This is a genomic window from Spirochaetota bacterium (genome assembly GCA_017999915.1).
In the GTDB taxonomy this organism is placed as follows: domain Bacteria; phylum Spirochaetota; class UBA4802; order UBA4802; family UBA5550; genus RBG-16-49-21.
In genome coordinates this window covers 58,639-76,627 of record JAGNKX010000014.1, presented here as the reverse complement: position 1 = coordinate 76,627, position 17,989 = coordinate 58,639, and the positions used below count along the sequence as shown (strand labels likewise).

General features: G+C 53.7%; 15 protein-coding genes and 1 tRNA gene. 3 read left to right on the top strand and 13 right to left on the bottom strand.

The genetic code is table 11. The features are described from left to right. Positions 1–101: 101 nt before the first annotated feature. The 11 genes from rpoC to KA369_18635 all read right to left on the bottom strand — a co-directional run bounded on the left by rpoC (position 102) and on the right by KA369_18635 (position 12,693). A complete protein-coding gene (gene rpoC, locus KA369_18685; GenBank protein ID MBP7738010.1) occupies positions 102–4,343 on the bottom strand; it encodes a DNA-directed RNA polymerase subunit beta' in 4,242 nt (1,413 codons plus the stop codon). A gap of 176 nt (positions 4,344–4,519) precedes the next feature. Further along, the gene (gene rpoB, locus KA369_18680) at positions 4,520–8,053 is read right to left on the bottom strand and encodes a DNA-directed RNA polymerase subunit beta (protein MBP7738009.1); all 3,534 of its coding nucleotides are present in this window, start codon (positions 8,051–8,053) and stop codon (positions 4,520–4,522) included. A 109-nt stretch (positions 8,054–8,162) separates the two neighbouring features. Continuing rightward, a complete protein-coding gene (gene rplL, locus KA369_18675) occupies positions 8,163–8,537 on the bottom strand; it encodes a 50S ribosomal protein L7/L12 (protein MBP7738008.1) in 375 nt (124 codons plus the stop codon). A 176-nt stretch (positions 8,538–8,713) separates the two neighbouring features. Further along, entirely contained in the window at positions 8,714–9,235 is a 522-nt protein-coding gene (gene rplJ / locus KA369_18670; GenBank protein ID MBP7738007.1) for a 50S ribosomal protein L10, read from the bottom strand. Beyond that, complete coding sequence (locus KA369_18665) at positions 9,235–9,918, bottom strand: 50S ribosomal protein L1 (protein MBP7738006.1); 684 nt, start codon at positions 9,916–9,918, stop codon at positions 9,235–9,237. Before KA369_18665 ends, rplJ begins: the two co-directional genes overlap by 1 nt. 42 nt (positions 9,919–9,960) lie before the next feature. After that, positions 9,961–10,395, bottom strand: a complete 435-nt coding sequence (gene rplK, locus KA369_18660) for a 50S ribosomal protein L11 (GenBank protein ID MBP7738005.1) — start codon at positions 10,393–10,395, stop codon at positions 9,961–9,963. Positions 10,396–10,511: 116 nt separating this feature from the next. Beyond that, positions 10,512–11,054, bottom strand: a complete 543-nt coding sequence (gene nusG, locus KA369_18655) for a transcription termination/antitermination factor NusG (protein MBP7738004.1) — start codon at positions 11,052–11,054, stop codon at positions 10,512–10,514. Positions 11,055–11,057: 3 nt separating this feature from the next. Next, positions 11,058–11,261, bottom strand: coding sequence for a preprotein translocase subunit SecE (gene secE / locus KA369_18650; protein MBP7738003.1), 204 nt, complete (start codon positions 11,259–11,261; stop codon positions 11,058–11,060). A gap of 7 nt (positions 11,262–11,268) precedes the next feature. After that, the gene (gene rpmG / locus KA369_18645) at positions 11,269–11,421 is read right to left on the bottom strand and encodes a 50S ribosomal protein L33 (GenBank protein MBP7738002.1); all 153 of its coding nucleotides are present in this window, start codon (positions 11,419–11,421) and stop codon (positions 11,269–11,271) included. A 135-nt stretch (positions 11,422–11,556) separates the two neighbouring features. Next, a tRNA-Thr gene (locus tag KA369_18640) sits at positions 11,557–11,629 on the bottom strand. Positions 11,630–11,838: 209 nt separating this feature from the next. Continuing rightward, entirely contained in the window at positions 11,839–12,693 is an 855-nt protein-coding gene (locus KA369_18635; GenBank protein ID MBP7738001.1) for a septal ring lytic transglycosylase RlpA family protein, read from the bottom strand. A 412-nt stretch (positions 12,694–13,105) separates the two neighbouring features. Here KA369_18635 and KA369_18630 point away from each other — a divergent pair, with 412 nt between their 5' ends. Both KA369_18630 and KA369_18625 read left to right on the top strand, forming a co-directional pair. Further along, complete coding sequence (locus tag KA369_18630; protein ID MBP7738000.1) at positions 13,106–14,140, top strand: DegT/DnrJ/EryC1/StrS aminotransferase family protein; 1,035 nt, start codon at positions 13,106–13,108, stop codon at positions 14,138–14,140. Between the two features lie 223 nt (positions 14,141–14,363). Next, positions 14,364–14,546 carry a hypothetical protein gene (locus KA369_18625; GenBank protein ID MBP7737999.1) on the top strand — a complete coding sequence of 61 codons (183 nt, stop codon included), beginning with the start codon at positions 14,364–14,366 and terminating at the stop codon, positions 14,544–14,546. Positions 14,547–14,624: 78 nt separating this feature from the next. Here the strand turns inward: KA369_18625 and KA369_18620 are convergent, their stop codons facing one another. Together KA369_18620 and KA369_18615 are read right to left on the bottom strand one after the other, a co-directional pair. Continuing rightward, positions 14,625–14,984, bottom strand: coding sequence for a response regulator (locus KA369_18620; GenBank protein ID MBP7737998.1), 360 nt, complete (start codon positions 14,982–14,984; stop codon positions 14,625–14,627). Between the two features lie 125 nt (positions 14,985–15,109). Beyond that, positions 15,110–17,155 carry a GAF domain-containing protein gene (locus tag KA369_18615; GenBank protein MBP7737997.1) on the bottom strand — a complete coding sequence of 682 codons (2,046 nt, stop codon included), beginning with the start codon at positions 17,153–17,155 and terminating at the stop codon, positions 15,110–15,112. Positions 17,156–17,314: 159 nt separating this feature from the next. On the opposite strand from KA369_18615, the gene KA369_18610 reads away from it, so the two are divergent. After that, positions 17,315–17,935 carry an XTP/dITP diphosphatase gene (locus tag KA369_18610; GenBank protein ID MBP7737996.1) on the top strand — a complete coding sequence of 207 codons (621 nt, stop codon included), beginning with the start codon at positions 17,315–17,317 and terminating at the stop codon, positions 17,933–17,935. Positions 17,936–17,989: the final 54 nt, after the last annotated feature.

Genomic DNA, 17,989 nt, shown 5'->3' with positions numbered 1-17,989 from the left:
TGGTATTTGCGAATTATGATATTTTTTGTCAAGTTATTAATTTGATTAATCGTGTAAGGCAGGCTTCCCGCGCCCATGGAATCCCGGGAAGCCGCTGTTCCCTACTCGTTATCCGCTACAACCTCTTCATCGGACGCAATCTGTTCGGCCTCGCCCGGAGGCGGCCCCTCGAGGTCGCCGATCTCGTTTTCATATACGCTGATGTTGCCGTACTGGCGAACACCGGTTCCGGCCGGGATCAGGTGTCCTATGATGACATTCTCCTTGAGGCCCCTGAGATTATCGACTTTCCCCTTGATCGCGGCATCGGTGAGGACCCTCGTCGTCTCCTGGAACGAGGCCGCGGAGATAAAGGACTCGGTGTTGAGAGCTGCCTTGGTGATCCCCATAAGGATCGGGATGGCCGTCGCCGGCTTCCCGCCCTCATTGAGCACCCGCTCGTTCTCATCGACAAAATCAAATTTGTCCACGATCTGCTCTATGACGAAGGTCGAATCGCCCGGATCGGTAAGCTTGACCTTCCGGAGCATCTGCCGAACGATGACCTCTATATGCTTGTCGTTGATCGAGACGCCCTGGAGGCGGTACACCTCCTGGATCTCGTTGACCAGGAATTTCTGCAGCTCCCGCGGCCCCTTGATCTTGAGGATCTCATGGGGATCCACGGCGCCGTCGTCCACCTGCTCGCCCTTGGCTATAAAGTCGCGGTCCTGGACGCGGAGGAACTTGGAAACGGGAATCGAATATTCCTTCACCGTTCCGTCCTCGCCGGTGACGATGATCTTGCGCTTGTTCTTCACGGTGTCGCCGATCTCTATGGTGCCGTCGAGCTCTGAAAGCGTGGCGGCGTCCTTCGGCGCCCTGGCCTCGAAGAGCTCCGCGACCCGCGGCAGACCGCCGGTGATGTCCTTGGTTTTCTCAGCGCCCCGCGGAATCTTCGCGAGGATAGTTCCGGCCGTCACCTTGTCGTTGCTGTTGACCATCAGGTTGGCCCCCTTCGGCAGGAGGTAGGTGATGACCTGCTTCGACGGCCCGACGATGTCAACGCGCGGCTGCAGCTTCTCGGTCTTGTACTCCACGATGACCCGCTTGGTTACGTTCGACGACGGATCTATCTCCTCCCGGAGGCTCTTGTTGAGCTCGACATCGACGAACTCGACCTTGCCGGTCACTTCCGTCAGGATCGGCTCGAACCACGGGTCGAAGGCGGCAAGGATCTCGTTCCTGTCGTAGAACCTGCCCGCTTTCGCCCTAATCTCAGTTCCCACGTTGATCGGAATGGAGTGGGGATCGCCCAGTATGTACACCTTGTTCTTTACGGGTTTAACCAGGCCGGAGTTCTTCGCGATGATGTCCTCGCCGTCTTCGGTCTTGGCTATCTTCACTCCGGCGTAGACCTTCTCGTTTTCGCCGACAAGAAGTTCCGGCTCGCCCTTCAGGGTCATCTCGGATACGACCCTCTGTATGATGAGATATCCACGCCGGACCGAGATCGTCTTCTTTTCCTCGGATTTCTCATCCTCGGTCCTGATGGTTTTCGACGTTATTTCCTTTACGTAGGAGGGATAGCTGAGCTTGATCTCGCTCTCTTCGACAGCCCGCGACGCGATGCCGCCGATGTGGAAGGTACGCATGGTCAACTGCGTTCCCGGCTGGCCGATCGACTGGGCGGCGATGATCCCGACGGCCTCGCCGATGTCCACCGGCATCGCGTTGGCCAGGTTGCGTCCGTAGCACTTGCTGCACACGCCGTGCTTGGCCTCGCAGGTGAGGACGGACCGAATCTCGATGGAGTCGATGTCCAGCTGATCTATGAGCTCCGCTATTTCCTCGGTGACGATCTCGTCCGCCTTGCAGATGACGTCCCCCGTGACCGGGTGAAGCAGGTCGTAGAGGAGGGTGCGTCCCAGGGCCCTGTCGCCGAGGGATTCGATCACATCGTCGCCTTCCTTGATGGCGTAAATGTCAATGCCGATGGTGGTGCCGCAGTCTACCGTGGAAATGACCACATCCTGGGCGATGTCCACGAGACGCCGCGTCAGGTAACCGGCGTCGGCCGTTTTGAGGGCCGTGTCGGCGAGGCCTTTCCGGGCGCCGTTGGTCGAGATGAAGTATTCCAGGACCGTGAGGCCCTCCTTGAAGTTGGTCCTGATGGGAACCTCGATAATTTCCCCCGACGGCTTCGCCATGAGGCCGCGCATCCCCGCCAGCTGGCGGATCTGCTGCTTGCTTCCCCGGGCGCCGGACTGGGCCATGACATAGATCGGGTTAAAACCGTTGGTGTTGGCCGACAGTTCCTCGAACATCTTGTCGGCGATGATCTCGTTGGCGTTGGTCCAGAGATTGATAACGCGGTTGTAACGCTCCTCGTTGGTGATGTAGCCGTTGCGGTATTCGTTCTCTATCTTCTCGAGCTTCTTGTCTTCCTCGACGATAATCTCGCGCTTCACCGTCGGCACGATGATGTCCGACATGGATATGGTCGGCGCGAATATCGTCGCATACTTGTACCCGGCCTCCTTAATGTCGTCGAGCATCTTCACCGTGACATTAGGCCCGTACTGCCGCAGGATCACGGAAATAAGGTGCGAGAGCTCCTTGTCGTTGATGACGCGGTTCACAAAGGGGTGGCCGGCGGGCAGCAGGCCGTTGAAGATAAGGCGTCCCGCCGAAGTCTCAATGATTTCATTGTTTTTGTTGACGAACTTGATCTTGGAACGCATCTTCACCTGGCCGTAATCAACGGCCCTGAGCAGTTCCGACTCCTCGTCGAAGAGCTTGCCCTCGCCGGGCGCGCCCTCGAGGATCGAGGTGAGATAGAAAATACCGAGGACGATGTCCTGCGTCGGCGACACCACCGGGTGGCCGTTGGCCGGCGACAGGAGGTTGTGCGACGAAAGCATCAGGGTCCAGCACTCCATCTGGGCCCGCGGCGACAGCGGCACGTGCACCGCCATCTGGTCGCCGTCGAAGTCGGCGTTGTAGGCGTGGCAGACCAGGGGATGAAGGCGGATCGCCTTCCCTTCCACCAGGATCGGCTCAAAGGCCTGGATCCCCAGCCGGTGCAGCGTCGGGGCCCTGTTCAGGAGCACCGGGTGTTCGGATATGACTTCCTCGAGGACTTCCCATACCTCGGGGCGTTCGTTCTCGACCATCTTCTTGGAGGACTTGATGTTCTGGACATAGTCCTTATCGACAAGGCGCTTCATGATGAAGGGCTTGAAGAGCTCGACGGCCATCTTCTTGGGGAGGCCGCACTGGTACAGCTTAAGCTCGGGGCCTATGACGATGACGGACCGGCCGGAATAGTCGACCCGCTTCCCGAGGAGGTTCTGGCGGAACCGGCCCTGCTTGCCCTTGAGCATGTCCGACAGCGACTTGAGGGGCCTGTTCCCCTTTCCCTTGACCGCGCGCTTCCGCCGGCTATTGTCAAAGAGGGCGTCCACCGCTTCCTGGAGCATCCGCTTCTCGTTCCGCACGATGATCTCCGGCGCGCGGAGCATCAGGAGCCGCTTCAGGCGGTTGTTCCGGTTGATGACGCGCCGGTAGAGGTCGTTCAGGTCTGAGGTGGCGAAGCGCCCGCCGTCGAGCTGGACCATCGGCCTGAGCTCCGGGGGTATGACGGGGATGGTGTCCAGTATCATCCAGTCGGTCTCGTTTCCCGATTCCTTGAAGGCCTCGATTATCTCAAGCCGCTTGATCAGCTTCTTGTCTATCTTCGCGTCTTTCTCTTTTTTCGCCTTGGCCTGGATCGTGGCCCTGATCTGACGCGATTCCTCGTCAAGGTCGATCCTGGTGAGGAGGTCCTTGATAGCCGTGGCGCCCATCCCGCAGACCAGGGTATCGCCGTATTTTTCGTTCATGGCCAGGAAGGCTTCCTCGTCAAGGGAGTCGCCGATCTTTATGTCCTCCTCGGCCGCGTCACCGGGATCGATGACGATATATTTTTCATAATACAGGACCGATTTCAGCGTATTGACCGTGAGGTCTAGGAGGAGTCCCAGCCTCGAGGGAACCGAGCGGTAGTACCAGATGTGGGCCACGGGACAGGCCAGCTCGATATGGCCGCCCCGCTCGCGGCGGACCTTGTAGTGCGTTACCTCGACGCCGCAGCGGTCACAGATGACGCCCTTGTACCGGATCGACTTGAACTTGCCGCAGTAGCACTCCCACTCCTTGGTCGTTCCGAAAATCTTCTCGCAGAACAGCCCGTCCCGCTCCGGCTTCAGGGTCCGGTAGTTTATGGTCTCAGGTTTTTTAACCTCGCCGTAGGACCACTCGCGTATCTGGTCAGGCGAAGCTAATTTAATCTGGATTGAACTGAAATCGTTAAAATCTCTCATGTTGCATCCTCTGAAAGAGTTGTTTACTTCTAAATTCCATCTATCATCCCTCACCCCCGGCCCCTCTCCCATTAAGAATTGAAGAAAGGAAAGGGGGTAAGATTAAGCGCTTAGTGCGGAAACCCTCTCCTTTTTTCCGAGCATCATGGGAGAGGGTGCGCAGAGCGCGGGTGAGGTCAGATATTCTTCAATGAGTCTATCTTGATCCTCTTCTTGGTCTTGCCGTAGCCCTCGCTCCATTCGGAGAGGCTTATTTCCTTACCCTTATCGTCGTAGATCCGGACGTCAAGGGCGAGGCCGCGGAGCTCCTGGATGAGAACGTTGAAGGACTCCGGTATGCCCGGCGATGACGTATTTATGCCCTTTACGATAGCCTCGTAGATGCGCGCCCGTCCGAGCATGTCGTCGGACTTGACCGTGAGGAGCTCCTGCAGGGTATAGGCCGCGCCGTACGCCTCAAGGGCCCACACCTCCATCTCTCCCAGGCGCTGTCCGCCGAACTGGGCCTTGCCGCCCAGAGGCTGCTGGGTGACCAGGGAGTACGGGCCGGTGGAGCGGGCGTGGATCTTGTCGTCCACCATGTGGGCGAGCTTCAGCATGTAGATCTGGCCCACCATGACCTCCTGCTCGAAGGGTATGCCCGTGCGGCCGTCGTACAGCACCGACTTGGAGGTCTCCGGCAGCCCGGACTTCTTCAAAAGTTCGCGGATATCGCTCTCCTTGGCGCCGTCGAATATCGGTGTCTCGAAAAGCGTATTCAGCTTTTCAGCGGCCCAGCCCAACTCCGTTTCCAGGAGCTGTCCCAGGTTCATCCGTGACGGAACAGAAAGGGGATTCAGCACGATATCCATCGGCGTCCCGTCGGGCAGGTAGGGCATGTCGTAAATCGGAACGATTTTCGAGATAACGCCCTTATTTCCGTGGCGACCCGCCATCTTGTCGCCGACCGATATCTTCCGCTTGTCGGCTATATATACCTTCACCAGTTCTTCCACGCCGGGGGCGAGCTCGTCACCCTGTTCGCGGGAAAAACGCTTCACGTCTATGACTATGCCCTCAACGCCGTTGGGGACCCTGAGCGAGGTGTCGCGGACTTCCCGCGCCTTTTCGCCGAAGATCGAGTGGAGCAGCTTGTATTCCGGCGTCAGGTCCTGCTCGCCCTTGGGAGTGACCTTGCCCACCAGGATGTCGTCGGGCTGCACGTAGGCACCGCGGCGAACGATGCCGTCCTGGTCGAGGTCGCGGAAGGCTTTTTCCGACAGGTTCGGGATGTCCCGGGTGATCACCTCGCGGCCGAGCTTGGTCTCGCGCGCCTCCACCTCGAACTGTTCGATATGGATCGAGGTGTAGGTATCGTTCTCGACGAGCTTTTCAGATATGAGGATGGCGTCCTCGAAGTTGTAGCCCATCCAGGGCATGAAGGCAACCAGGATGTTCTTGCCCAGGGCCAGCCGGCCGTTGTCGGTGGCCGGGCCGTCGGCGAGGACGTCGCCCTTCTTGATTTTCTGCCCTTCCTTGACCACGGGCCGCTGGTTGAAGCAGGTGCCCTGGTTGGTCCGCTTGAACTTCATCATATCATAGCTGATGGTCTCGCTGGCGCTCGTCTTGATCTTGATGGTCGCGGCATCGGCTGACTCGACCGTGCCTCCATGGTTCGATATCATGAGGACGCCGGAATCATAGGCCGCCTTCGGCTCGACGCCGGTGCCCACGTAGGGCGCCTCCTCGATCATGAGCGGCACCGCCTGGCGCTGCATGTTGGACCCCATCAGGGCCCGGTTCGCGTCATCATGCTCCAGGAAGGGAATCAGGCAGGTCGACACCGAGAAGATCTGCTGCGGTGCGACGTCCATGTACTGGATCTCCTTCGGCCGCTTGTAGGGGAAGTTGCCCCGGTGCCGGCAGGGGATCATGGTCTTCACAAAATTACCCTTGTCGTCCAGCTCCTGGTTCGCCTGGGCGATGAAATAGAGGTCTTCCCGGTCAGCCGTGAGATATTCGATCTGGTCGGTCAGCTTGCCGCTGTCCACGTACCGGTACGGGGTCTCCAGGAAACCGTAATCGTTTATCCGCGCGTAGGTGCTGAGGGACACGATGAGGCCGATGTTCGGTCCCTCAGGGGTCTCGATGGGGCACATCCGCCCGTAGTGGGAGGGGTGCACGTCCCGCACCTCGAATCCGGCCCGCTCGCGGGAGAGGCCGCCCGGCCCCAGGGCGTTCAGCCTCCGCTTGTGCGTGAGCTCCGCCAGGGGGTTGGTCTGATCCATAAACTGGGAAAGCTGGCTCGAGCCGAAGAACTCGTTAATGACGGCCGTGATCGGCTTGATGCTGATCAGCGCCTGCGGTGTGATGACGTCCAGGTCCTGGATGGTCATCCGCTCCTTGATGACGCGCTCCATGCGCTGGAAGCCGATCTTGATCTGGTTCATGATCAGCTCGCCGACGGAACGCACACGCCGGTTCCCCAGGTGGTCGATGTCGTCGACGACCGTGGGGATCATCTTCTTGTGCGTCTTGGAGCGCGGATCGGGATCGTCAATCTCGTATCCATCAGCCTCGGCGATGAGATATAAAAAGTATTTCAGTGAAAAAATGATGTCTTCAGGTTTCAGGGTCTGGGTGGCGAAATCCTCCATCCCGAATTTGCTCGATATCTTGTAACGCCCGACGGCTCCCAGGCTGTAGGTCTTCGGATCGAAGAAGAGGCGCTTGAAATGATCCGAGGCGTTTTCGAGGTTGGTCGGTTCGCTCTGCCACATGATGGCGTGGATCGTCAGGAGGGCGAGCTCCGATTTCTTCAGCTCACCGGCGGCCGAAGATTTCACGTGCTTGTTGATGAATTCCTTCTCCACCTCAAGGGTCGTGCTCAGGTACGAATCTTCCTTGTTGTTGGGGAACTCGATCACCTCGACGTCATGGACTTTCTCCTCTTTCAGACGGTCGATCATGTCCATACTGATGCGCTCGCCGACCTCGATGATGACCTCGCCCGTCTGCTTGCTGACCACGTCGCGGGCGACGCGCTTGCCGTTGAGCACGTCGAAATCCTCATCGCTCTTAAGGCGGATCGTCTTCGTGCCGTAGAAAAGCTTCACCACCTCCTCGTCGGTCTCGTACCCGAGGGCCTTTATGAGGAGTGTCACCGGGAACTTCTTCTTCCGGTCGATCCGGGCGATGATGTAGCCCTTCGGGTCCATCTCGAACTCGAGCCACGATCCCCGGTCAGGAATGACGCGGTAATTGTAGATCCGCTCGGCTTCTTCGTAGAAAAAGAAGATACCGGGAGAGCGGTGCAGCTGGTTTACCACGACCCGCTCGGCCCCGTTGATGATAAAGGTGCCGCGGGGCGTCATGAGGGGAATATCCCCCATGTACACCGACTGCTCCCGCACCTCCATGCTGTCCTTCCTGATGAGCCGTATGGTCGCTTTCAGGGGCGCGGCATAGGTGACGTCGCGCTCCTTCGACTCGAGCTCCGAATATTTCGGATCCCCGATCTCGTAATCGAGGTATTCGAGGACCACGTCCTCGTGGGGGCTCTCTATCGGAAATATCTCCTCGAACACCGCCTGAAGTCCCTGCGACCTCTTCTTGACCGCACCGGGCTGGAGAAACCAGTCATAGGACTTCAGCTGGATTTCTATCAAATTGGGCAGCTCAAGCCCCGTCTTAATCTTGCCAAAATTAACGACTTTTTTTGACTCTTGCATGGATGTTTAAACCTTTACCGAGATGTTTAAAAACGCCAAAAGGTTTGATTGTCGCCAACCAAACCTGTTGCTCGTTTTTTGTGGAAAAAAATGATTATCACTCGCCAGATTATTTTACCTCAACTGTCGCGCCTGCCGCAACCAGCTGCTGTTTGATTTTCTCAGCTTCTTCCTTGGAAACTTTTTCTTTGACCGGTTTGCCGCCGGCTTCGACGAGTTCTTTCGCTTCTTTGAGGCCGAGCCCGGTTATGGTCCGGACTTCCTTGATGACCGCGACCTTGTTGTCGCCGAAACCCGCGAGGATCACGTCAAACTCGGTTTGTTCGTCGGCTGCCTCGGCGGCAGCGGGACCCGCTGCAGCGGCCACCGCGACCGGCGCCGCGGCAGAAATGCCGAATTTCTCTTCCATCGCCTTGACCAGCTCAGCGGCTTCGATAAGAGTCAGAGAGCCGATCGCGTCCAGTAATTCTTGAACCTTTGCCATTGTGAATCTCCTTTATACTTAGTGAATTTCTTCAAGTTAATACGAATGAATCGTAAAAACCTATAAAGGCATTGTATCCGCATATTATATATACACTGGAAACAGAACCTTTTCTATTAAAATAATAATTTAAAACATAATTTTCCGCCCGAAAGCGGTATTATGCAAAACACATGCTACTGCTTGTTCTGGACCTCGGCTACCGCCTTGATGCCCCGCGCCAGGGAAGCCATGATCTGATTCATGCCCACCGCAACGCCCCGTGCCGGCCCGTTGATCATGCCCATCAACTGGGCGAGAACGACCTCTTTAGTCGGAAGATCGGCTATTGTCTTGATCTGGTCCTGATTATAGAGGACATTGTCGAGGTAGCCGGCGGAGTAACTGAACTTCTCCACGTCCTTGGCGAAATCCTTAAGCGCCTTGGCGACCTCTCCCGCATCATCCTTTGCGAAGGCGACGGCAACGGGCCCCTTCAGGTACTCGTCAAGGCCATCGATTCCCATTTCTTTCAGGGCCCGCTTGAAAAGCGTGTTCTTGACAACGCGGTAATCCGCGTTTTTGCCTCTGAGGGTCTTGCGAAGCTTGCTCAGGTCCTTAACCCTGATCCCGGAATAGTTCGTGAGGATGATGTTGCCCTTCTCCTTCAGCTGGGCGACCATGGACGAAACTTCATCGATTTTATATTGCTTTACCATTATTTTTCAATCCCCTTGTGGTTGAGTTTGATACCGGGCCCCATGGAGGAGCTGATAAACACCGATTTTATGTAATTGCCCTTCGCGTCGGAGGGCTTGTCCTTCATCACCTGATTGAAAAAAGCGCTTACGTTGCTGATGATCGCATCGTCGGTGAACGATATCTTGCCGATGCCCATGTGGATGACTCCGGTCTTGTCCGATTTGTACTCGACCCGGCCGCCCTTGAGCTCCTTCACGATGCCCTTGATGTCCTCGGTCACGGTCCCGGACTTCGGCTTCGGCATGAGGCCCTTCTTGCCGAGCGTCTGCCCCAGCTTGCCGACCTCCTTCATCATGTCGGGCGTCGCCACGACCGCCTGGAAATCGATCCACCCGGTCTTGATCTTCTCGATCATATCCTCGGCGCCAACATAATCGGCGCCGGCTTCCTGCGCTTCCCGCTGCTTATCTCCCTTGCAGATGACCAGGACCTTCTTCTCCTTGCCGGTCCCCGCGGGAAGGCTCGCCGAGCCGCGAATATTCTGGAAGCTCTTGTGTATCAGCTTGATCTGTATGTCCACCGTTTCATCGAATTTGGAATACTTGCACTCTTTCATCAGCTTGACCGCTTCATCGACATTGTACAGCTTGTTCCTGTCGACCCTGGTCTTCGCCGCCGCTATTTTTTTACCACGTTTCATTTCTTACGTACCTCGAATTTGTATCTGCGTCACGCGGCCGCGTCACTCGACAACGTCCACACCCATAGACCGGGCGGTCCCGGCTATGATGTTGACGGCCGCGTCAATATCATTCGCGTTGATGTCAGGCATCTTGATGCCTGCTATTTCCTCGAGCTGCTTCCGGTTAATGGTGCCGACTTTCGTCTTGTTCGGCTCCGATGAGCCCTTCTCGATCTTCAGCGACTTTTTAATGAGAACGGCCGCCGGCGGCGTTTTAATGACAAACGTATAGGTCCGGTCGTCATAGACCGTGATGATGATCGGGAGGATCGTCCCCATCTGGTCCTTCGTCTTCTCGTTGAAGGACTTGCAGAAATCCATGATGTTCAGGCCGTGCTGACCCAGGGCCGGACCTACCGGGGGGGCCGGGTTCGCCTGGCCGCCGGGAATCTGCAACTTGATTTCAGTAACAATGGTTTTGACTTTCTTTGCCATGATATTCCTCTACAGTAACCAAAAAGAAAATTCTTATTTAATAGTAGAATCTAATGATCCCGGCCGCAAAAAGCAACGCGGAGACCGTTTACTTACCCATTAATATTATAATATCGCTAAATTTTGCCAACCTGTAAAAAATCAAGCTCCACCGGCGTACCGCGTCCGAAAATCTCGACCTTCACCCGGAGCCTCCCCTTTTCAGGATACACTTCCTCGACGACGCCGCTGAAGTTATTGAAGGGCCCGTCAATGACCTTGACATGCTCTCCAACGGAGAAGTCCACCACCGTGGAAATCTTCTCCTTCGTCTTCTGCTCGCCCATCTGGTCAAAGAGGGAATTGACCTCCTCCCGGGAAAGCGGCTTCGGCCTGTTAGATCCGTAGGCGCCCACAAAATTAGTGACGCCCGTGATGCCCTTCACCAGGCCCCAGGTCTCGTCATCGAATTCCATCTCCACCAGGACATAGCCCGGAAAGAATTTCTTCGACCTGACCCGCTTTTTACCGTCTTTTACCTCGGGAACCTCGACGGTCGGTATCTTCACCTGGATCAGTTTTTCCTGCAGGCCGCGCTTTTCAGCTTCCTTTTCGAGAGCAAGCTTTACCTTGTTCTCGTGGCCCGAATATGTATGAACGACATACCACTCTTTCGCCATAAATTACTTCACTACGGAATTTATCAGATACATGAGACCGGCATCAACGGCCCAGAGAAAAATCGAGATGACCAGCAGGGCCACCACTACGACCATCGTAAAACTCGTTACCTCATCCCTCGTCGGCCAGGTGACTTTTTTCAATTCATCTTTAGCGTCACGGACATACGCGATAAACCGGCGGATAGGATCAAGGATCTTGTTCACGTCGGACCTACGCCTTTGTTTCCTTGTGATTCGTATGCTTGTTGCAGAACTTGCAGTACTTCTTCACTTCCAGCTTGCCGGTCTGGTTCTTCTTGTTTTTCGTGACGGAATAATTCCGTCGTTTACATTCCTGGCACGCCAACAGTATGATCTCGCGCATATCCCGTTCCTCGGCTTAATGACAAATTGTTACAAAAAAGTTGCAGTTACCCTGCAGTCAACCAATTATTAAAAAAATTGGAGTTACCCCTTGCGGATTTGGACACTGTGAGCTCAGCCATCAACGCACACAATGAGCCCACGACCAGAATTGAACTGGTGACCTTTTGCTTACCATGCAAATGCTCTACCGACTGAGCTACGTGGGCAGAGGTAGGTGGAAATCATAGAAACCACCCTTTTTTTGTCAATAAAATTTTGATATTTTCTTAACTCTGGGATTTTTTTGAATAATATGAAAAATATGGCATGTGCTTCTAAAAACCAAGCTTCCCCAAATGCAAGCCGATATGGCTGATAACATAAAAAACGGCACTGCAGTGCCGTTTTTTAATCTGATTTTTTTCTATCAAAATGCTTATTTTACAAGATATGACGGAATATCCTCATCTGAAAGCGTTCGTTTCAGCCTGTTTACGTCACTCTTTGATCCGAGGCCCTCAATCCGTACCTTATACATATCCCCGTCATTAATGATGGTAACGGGCTTATTGGTCATACCCTCGATTCTGACTTTCAGCTGATCGGCATTGCGCTTAGAATAAAAGGCGCCCGCCTGAATGGCATAGCCCCCTGACGGGCTGGAATCCTCATGGCTCGTGTCATCCGATACCGCTTCAATGTCGCCGTCATTCTCGCGTTCGATCTCCTCCCCGCCGCCTTTGTTAACTATCTGCAGACCCACCTGTGTCTCACCGCCCTTGATCATGCCGATTTTCTTAGCGGCGCCATAGGAGAGATCGATTATTCTGTTTCCCCTGTACGGGCCGCGGTCGTTGACGCGGACGGTTATGATCTTACCATTCTCAAAATTCTTCACTTTCACCATCGTCCCGAAGGGAAGCGTTTTATGTGCCGCCGTCAATCCATTCATGTCAAAACGCTCGCCGGAGGCGGTTTTTCTTCCATTGAATTCCCGGCCGTACCATGAGGCCTTGCCGACTTGAAAAAATTTCCCCTTTTTATACGAAGAATCGACCTCGTCGCCTGCGCCTGCTTTTTTATTCGATACTCCCTTATCGCTCCCACTGTCAGCGGAGCTGAACTCATTGCTTTCTTCATCGTAATCAGCGTTTTCCATGGAATCGCCGGCCTTGACATTACGGTAATCACGCTCTTTGGCGTAGGAATTGTCCGTTGCACAGCTCCCGTATAAAAAGAGCGCCAGAATCCCCACCGCTCCGAAGGCGCAATTTCTCGCTATTGATCTCATGGTTTACCTCCAACCTGCCGCACTATATAATATTCTCTATTATTTATCGGACATAAAAAAAATAAGCTTTATAAGAAAATTCCATGTTCAAAATAAACTATTTTTATCAAAGTCATGATTGACAGGGAGCTGTCCTGCGAGAAGGCGACATGGATGTCGCCGTTTCCGCCGAGTCAACAGGATGTTATACGAGGCGGACGAGCAGGACAGCTCCCTGTCAATAGATTCAAATGTAATATTTTTTCTGTGAGGTCAAGGGGCGGAGCCCCTTGCAAGCCCCGCAGGGATTTTTTTAAATGAGACATAAAACATTCTTGACCATATTGGATAAATTTAGTTATTGGAGAAAAAAGAATATCCCATGAACAATCCATCAGTTATTATACCGGAAACACACGTAAAAGGCAGGGGTATGAAGATCGTATCCAGCAAACCCACCATTACCCGGAAAGAGCTCGAGGCGGTCCTGGACTGTCTCATCAACGACGACCTGGTGGCGGGCGAATCGGTCAAAACTTTCGAATCCTCCCTGGCGAAAATGATAGGCCTCAAATACGCGGTGGCGACCAGTTCCCTCACGGCGGCCTACCATCTTGTTTTCAAGTCCCTTGAGATCGGCGGTTCCGACGAGATCATCATGCCATCCTTCTTTTCGCAGGCTCCCCTGAGCGCCCTGTCCATGACGGGAGGGAAAGCGGTCCTGGTGGATATTGAAAATGACTCAATTTTCCCTTCACTGGATGACATAAAGGGCAGAATAACAGATAAGACAAGGGCCATAGTGACCGGGCACCTCTTTGGCTTCCATTTCCAGGTTCGGGGCCTGGAAGATCTTTCAATCCCCGTCATCGAAGACATTTCCCATGCCATAGGCACCGAGATCGACGAGATACCTGCCGGAAGGAACAGCGCCTTTACCGTGGCATCCTTTGATCCGGCCGGCATAATCACGACCGGAAACGGCGGGATGGTTTTCACCAACAATTCCAAGAATTATTCCGTAATGAGAGATTTCCGCGGCAATGGCGAGGAGCACCTGCATTTTGATTATTCCATGACCGATTTTCAGGGCGCCATGGGGATTTCCCAGCTGGCAAAGCTCCCCGATCTCCTCCACCGGAGGCGTGAAATAGCCAGAATTTACCACGAATCGATCCGCATAACCCCCCATAAAACACCGTTCCAGTTTAATGAAAAATTCGCATACCAGGCCTTTCCCGTATTATTCAACCTGTCCAATGATAAAATCGAGACCTATTGGAGGAAAAGCCGCATTGAAGTGCACAGGCCCATAGCCTGTCCCCTCCACAGGCTTGCAGGCTACCAGGGACCAGAGTATCCCAACAGCGAACGCCTCTCGAAAAAGCTTTTTTCCCTGCCCCTGTATCCGACATTGAGCAGAAAGGACGTTGAAAAAATTTCGAAAAATATCGCGGGCTTTATTTAATCGCCCGAGGGTCATTGAAAAAAATATAAAAAAATTAATAAAATATATTGACGCTATATACTTTTTTTGTTTTATATGACAAAGTCAAAATTGATAAAAGAATTTCAAATTATTTTACATGGTAAATATTAATTTGAAGTTTTTTTATTTTTTTATTGATTTTTTAAAGGCATTATAATCATGATGCACAAAATTTATTACACAAACAGAAGGAGTACATAGTATGAAAAGAATTTTTACTTTGATCTTCGTATCTATCTTTGCTCTCGCTTTCAGCGCTGGCTTTGTTGCTTGCAAAAAAGCTGACAAACCCGAAGAGCCCGCAGTCGAAGAACAAAAAGCTGAAGAAGCTGCACCTGCTGGCGAAGAGAAAAAAGAAGAAAAGAAAGAAGAAGCCAAGAAGTAATTTTTTTCAAACCAGAAACAAAAAGGATGCTATCGAGCATCCTTTTTTTTTGCTTAAAAATTGCCTGATTCCGGGGTATTATGCCCGGGAGGCCAGGATTTCGCCCACCTTGTCCTTGATCTCGTCCAGGTTCGAGGATTTCGTCACATAGGCGTCGGCGGTCCAGGTCATGAAATTGCTCTTATAATTGGAATAGGCGGTATAGATGATGATCGGGATTTTCTTGTCCCGGGAGAGAATTTTCCCAAGGGCCTCGATGCCGTCCATTTCAGGCATCCGGATATCCATGATGACCAGGTCATACTTGTTGTTCTTCACCATGTCGACGGCCTCTTTTCCGTTGGAGGCCTGGTCCACCTCATAGCCTTCATCCTCAAACTCCATCGCATACAGTTCGCGCTGGTGCTTTTCGTCCTCGACTATTAACAATTTTGCCATAGTCCCCTCCACGCTGTATCATCCTTGTGCTAATAATAATGTACACTCACCGGCGCTTTTTTTCAATCAATTAATTTTTCATGGCCCGGTCCTGATTCGTCCGCGGGAATCGCGATCCCCGCGCATCAGCCCGGTACCGGAAGCCGTATGGTGAATTCAGCTCCACCCTCTTCCCTGTTTTTCGCGCGGATACTGCCGTTGTGGTCTTTGATGATTTTTTTCACGATGGCCAGGCCAAGACCCACGCCGGTGACCTTTGTAGAAAAAAACGGCTCAAAAACGATATTGGGATCCTCATCGCTGATACCCGATCCGTTATCGCTGATAGTGATGTCGATGACAGCCCCGTCGCTGGCCGAGCTGACGGTGATCCTGCCGCCGGTCGGAGTCGCGTCAAGGGAATTCTGGAGGAGGTTCAGCATGACCTGCTTCATCTGGTTGAAGTCCGATTTCACCAGGGGGATCTCCTCCGCAAGCTCCAGATAAATCTCGACCTTTTTCTCCTGGAACAGGTTTTTGAGGAGATTGACCGTGTCGCGTATGATCTCATTGATGTTGTTGAATTCCCGGATGAACTTCGCCGGCCGGGAGAAGTCCATCACGTTGGAGAGGGTCTTTTCGAGCCGCTCGCATTCCTTGAGGATTATCTCCGCGGAGGTGTCGATCTTTTTGGCGGTCTTCGATTTTTCCTTGGGCATCTGTATGATCCGCCGGGCGTACCCGCCCATGGTAACCAGGGGATTCCGTATCTCGTGGGCCATGTGCGCGGCGATCCTTCCCACCGCCGCGAGCTTCTCCGATTCCACGATGGCCTCCTGACGTTCTGAAAGCTTCTGCATCTCGCTGCGCGCCGTGTCAAGGTTCGAATAGCTCTCGATGGACATGGCGGCCTGGGAAGCGAATATGGATAGAAGCTCTATATTCTCCTTCATGATCGGCGCGTTGTTGAACTTGTTGTCGGCGACGATGATGCCGATGCCCTTGTTCACGACCACCAGGGGCGTGACGATGAACTCCTTGACGTCCATCAGTGTCCGGATATCCTCTCCCACCCGCTCATCGTTCCACGAATCGGCGACATGGACGCTCCGCCTACCGTTCAGGGCAATGGTGAAGACATTGGCCGCCTTTACGGGATAGCGCACCGCCAGGACCCGGGTCAGCAGGTTGATGCCCGCTTTCATCTCGGCGCTCTTGGTCTCGACGAAAGTTTTCTCGTTCGAGGCCGTCGATGCCGCGGTCCAGATCTCGATCGCCTCTTCAAAGGAATCGGGGCCCACCGCCATCTTCCCCACCAGCACGCCGTCCTCGACGAGGTAGAGCATGGCGCGGTTGAAGCCAAGGCCGGTCCCCGAGGTGACGCCGGTCAGGATCGTGAAGAGGACCCGATCGATTTCATCGTCCTTCTGGATCGATTCGGATATCTGGCTCATGAGGGATATCTGGTAATCGTTCCTGAGCTTCTTGGTAACGTCGTCGATAATGATAATGATCTGGCTCGCGTCCTTGACGACGATGTTGGATATCTTGATGTCGGCTATGATGGAAATCTTGTTCAGGGTGAGAAGGTGGGTCTTTTCCAGCACGACGGTCTTTCCGGTCTGCCTCACCTGGGTGATGCCCCCCTTGAGCCGCGCATTGACGAAATAGAAGATGTCCTCGATCTTCTTGCTGTACACTTCATCGCTCTGGAACTGGAATTTCTTGTAGAAGCCCTCGTTGGCGAAGAGGACCCGGTCATCGTCATCCAGAACTATGAAATAGGAGCTTATCGAGAAGATGATGCTGTTGTACAGCTCGATGAAATTATCAATCTCCTTCTTTTGGGCCGTCATGATGCTGTCCAGGTGCCTTCCGGCTGTCACGAGCTCCCGCTGTATGTCATCAAGATCGCTTACGATCTTGACCTCCCGGTACGTCTGGGCGAACTTTCCCTTCTTGAAATCCGAGACGATCTCCTTGATGTTATTGATCGCCTTGCGGTAATAGACCCAGTTACCCATGAAAAAGAGGAATGCCCTGACAACGAGCATCAATATGATGCATCCGGCGAGGATGTAGACCATTTTACTATGGATGATATGATACCGGGTATAGAGGAAAAACAGGGCACCTATGACGGCGCTGTCGGAAATGACGAGGATAATGAATTTGATAAAATAGAGTCTCATGCCATCCTGTGCGATACCGGTCTGTTAAATAATATTTGATAAAATTCGGCGGGTATTTCAATCTGTTTTTTTTGAGGATTGTAAAAAATTACAAACGCAAAGCGCCGATACCGGAACAGGGTTTCACCGGCACAAGAAAACCGACAGGAATGTGCACCTATGACAGATATTATAAAACAGGGCCGGCTCAAACTGGTCATTGCCACGGGCAATAAGAATAAAATACGGGAGATCCAGGATAAATTCTCCGAAATCGAAGGATTAGAACTGGTCCCCCTGAGCGAATTCCCCGATCCTCCGGAGGTGATCGAGGACGGTGTAACCTTCCTTGAAAACGCCTCAAAAAAGGCGACGTCCATCACCGCTTATACCGGTCTTCCCGCTATGGCCGATGATTCCGGCCTCGTTGTTGACGCCCTGGGCGGACGGCCCGGTGTGCTCTCCGCCCGGTATGGCGGAGCAGAGACCGATGACAGGGCCAAGAATCATATAATACTTGAGGAAATGAAGGGCATTCCGGCCGGGAAACGCACGGCCCGTTTCGTCTGCGTCATCGCCGTAGTGTTCCCCGACGGCAGGAGCTTTTCCGCCGAAGGGACCTGCGAGGGCGCGATTACCGAAGCCATGAAGGGAACCCATGGCTTCGGCTATGACCCGATCTTTTTTCTGCCCGACAGGGGCAAAACCATGGCGGAACTGCCCCTGGAGGAGAAAAATAAAATCAGCCACCGGGCCAGGGCGCTTGAGGCGATGAGTGAGTTGTTGAAGCGGCGGGTTTAAACCCGCCGTTATCGATGGCGAATCCGCTCCGATAGGCGCGCAAGCGCTTGCGCG

Bases quoted from the DNA above. Each gene is read 5' to 3' on its own strand.
- rpmG (MBP7738002.1), bottom strand. From the start codon at position 11,421: ATGCGCGAGATCATACTGTTGGCGTGCCAGGAATGTAAACGACGGAAT.
- rplK (MBP7738005.1), bottom strand. From the start codon at position 10,395: ATGGCAAAGAAAGTCAAAACCATTGTTACTGAAATCAAGTTGCAGATT.
- KA369_18615 (MBP7737997.1), bottom strand. From the start codon at position 17,155: ATGAGACTCTATTTTATCAAATTCATTATCCTCGTCATTTCCGACAGC.
- KA369_18625 (MBP7737999.1), top strand. From the start codon at position 14,364: ATGAAAAGAATTTTTACTTTGATCTTCGTATCTATCTTTGCTCTCGCT.
- rplJ (MBP7738007.1), bottom strand. From the start codon at position 9,235: ATGGTAAAGCAATATAAAATCGATGAAGTTTCGTCCATGGTCGCCCAG.
- KA369_18665 (MBP7738006.1), bottom strand. From the start codon at position 9,918: ATGAAACGTGGTAAAAAAATAGCGGCGGCGAAGACCAGGGTCGACAGG.
- KA369_18635 (MBP7738001.1), bottom strand. From the start codon at position 12,693: ATGAGATCAATAGCGAGAAATTGCGCCTTCGGAGCGGTGGGGATTCTG.
- rplL (MBP7738008.1), bottom strand. From the start codon at position 8,537: ATGGCAAAGGTTCAAGAATTACTGGACGCGATCGGCTCTCTGACTCTT.
- rpoC (MBP7738010.1), bottom strand. From the start codon at position 4,343: ATGAGAGATTTTAACGATTTCAGTTCAATCCAGATTAAATTAGCTTCG.
- KA369_18630 (MBP7738000.1), top strand. From the start codon at position 13,106: ATGAAGATCGTATCCAGCAAACCCACCATTACCCGGAAAGAGCTCGAG.
- KA369_18610 (MBP7737996.1), top strand. From the start codon at position 17,315: ATGACAGATATTATAAAACAGGGCCGGCTCAAACTGGTCATTGCCACG.
- KA369_18620 (MBP7737998.1), bottom strand. From the start codon at position 14,984: ATGGCAAAATTGTTAATAGTCGAGGACGAAAAGCACCAGCGCGAACTG.
- nusG (MBP7738004.1), bottom strand. From the start codon at position 11,054: ATGGCGAAAGAGTGGTATGTCGTTCATACATATTCGGGCCACGAGAAC.
- rpoB (MBP7738009.1), bottom strand. From the start codon at position 8,053: ATGCAAGAGTCAAAAAAAGTCGTTAATTTTGGCAAGATTAAGACGGGG.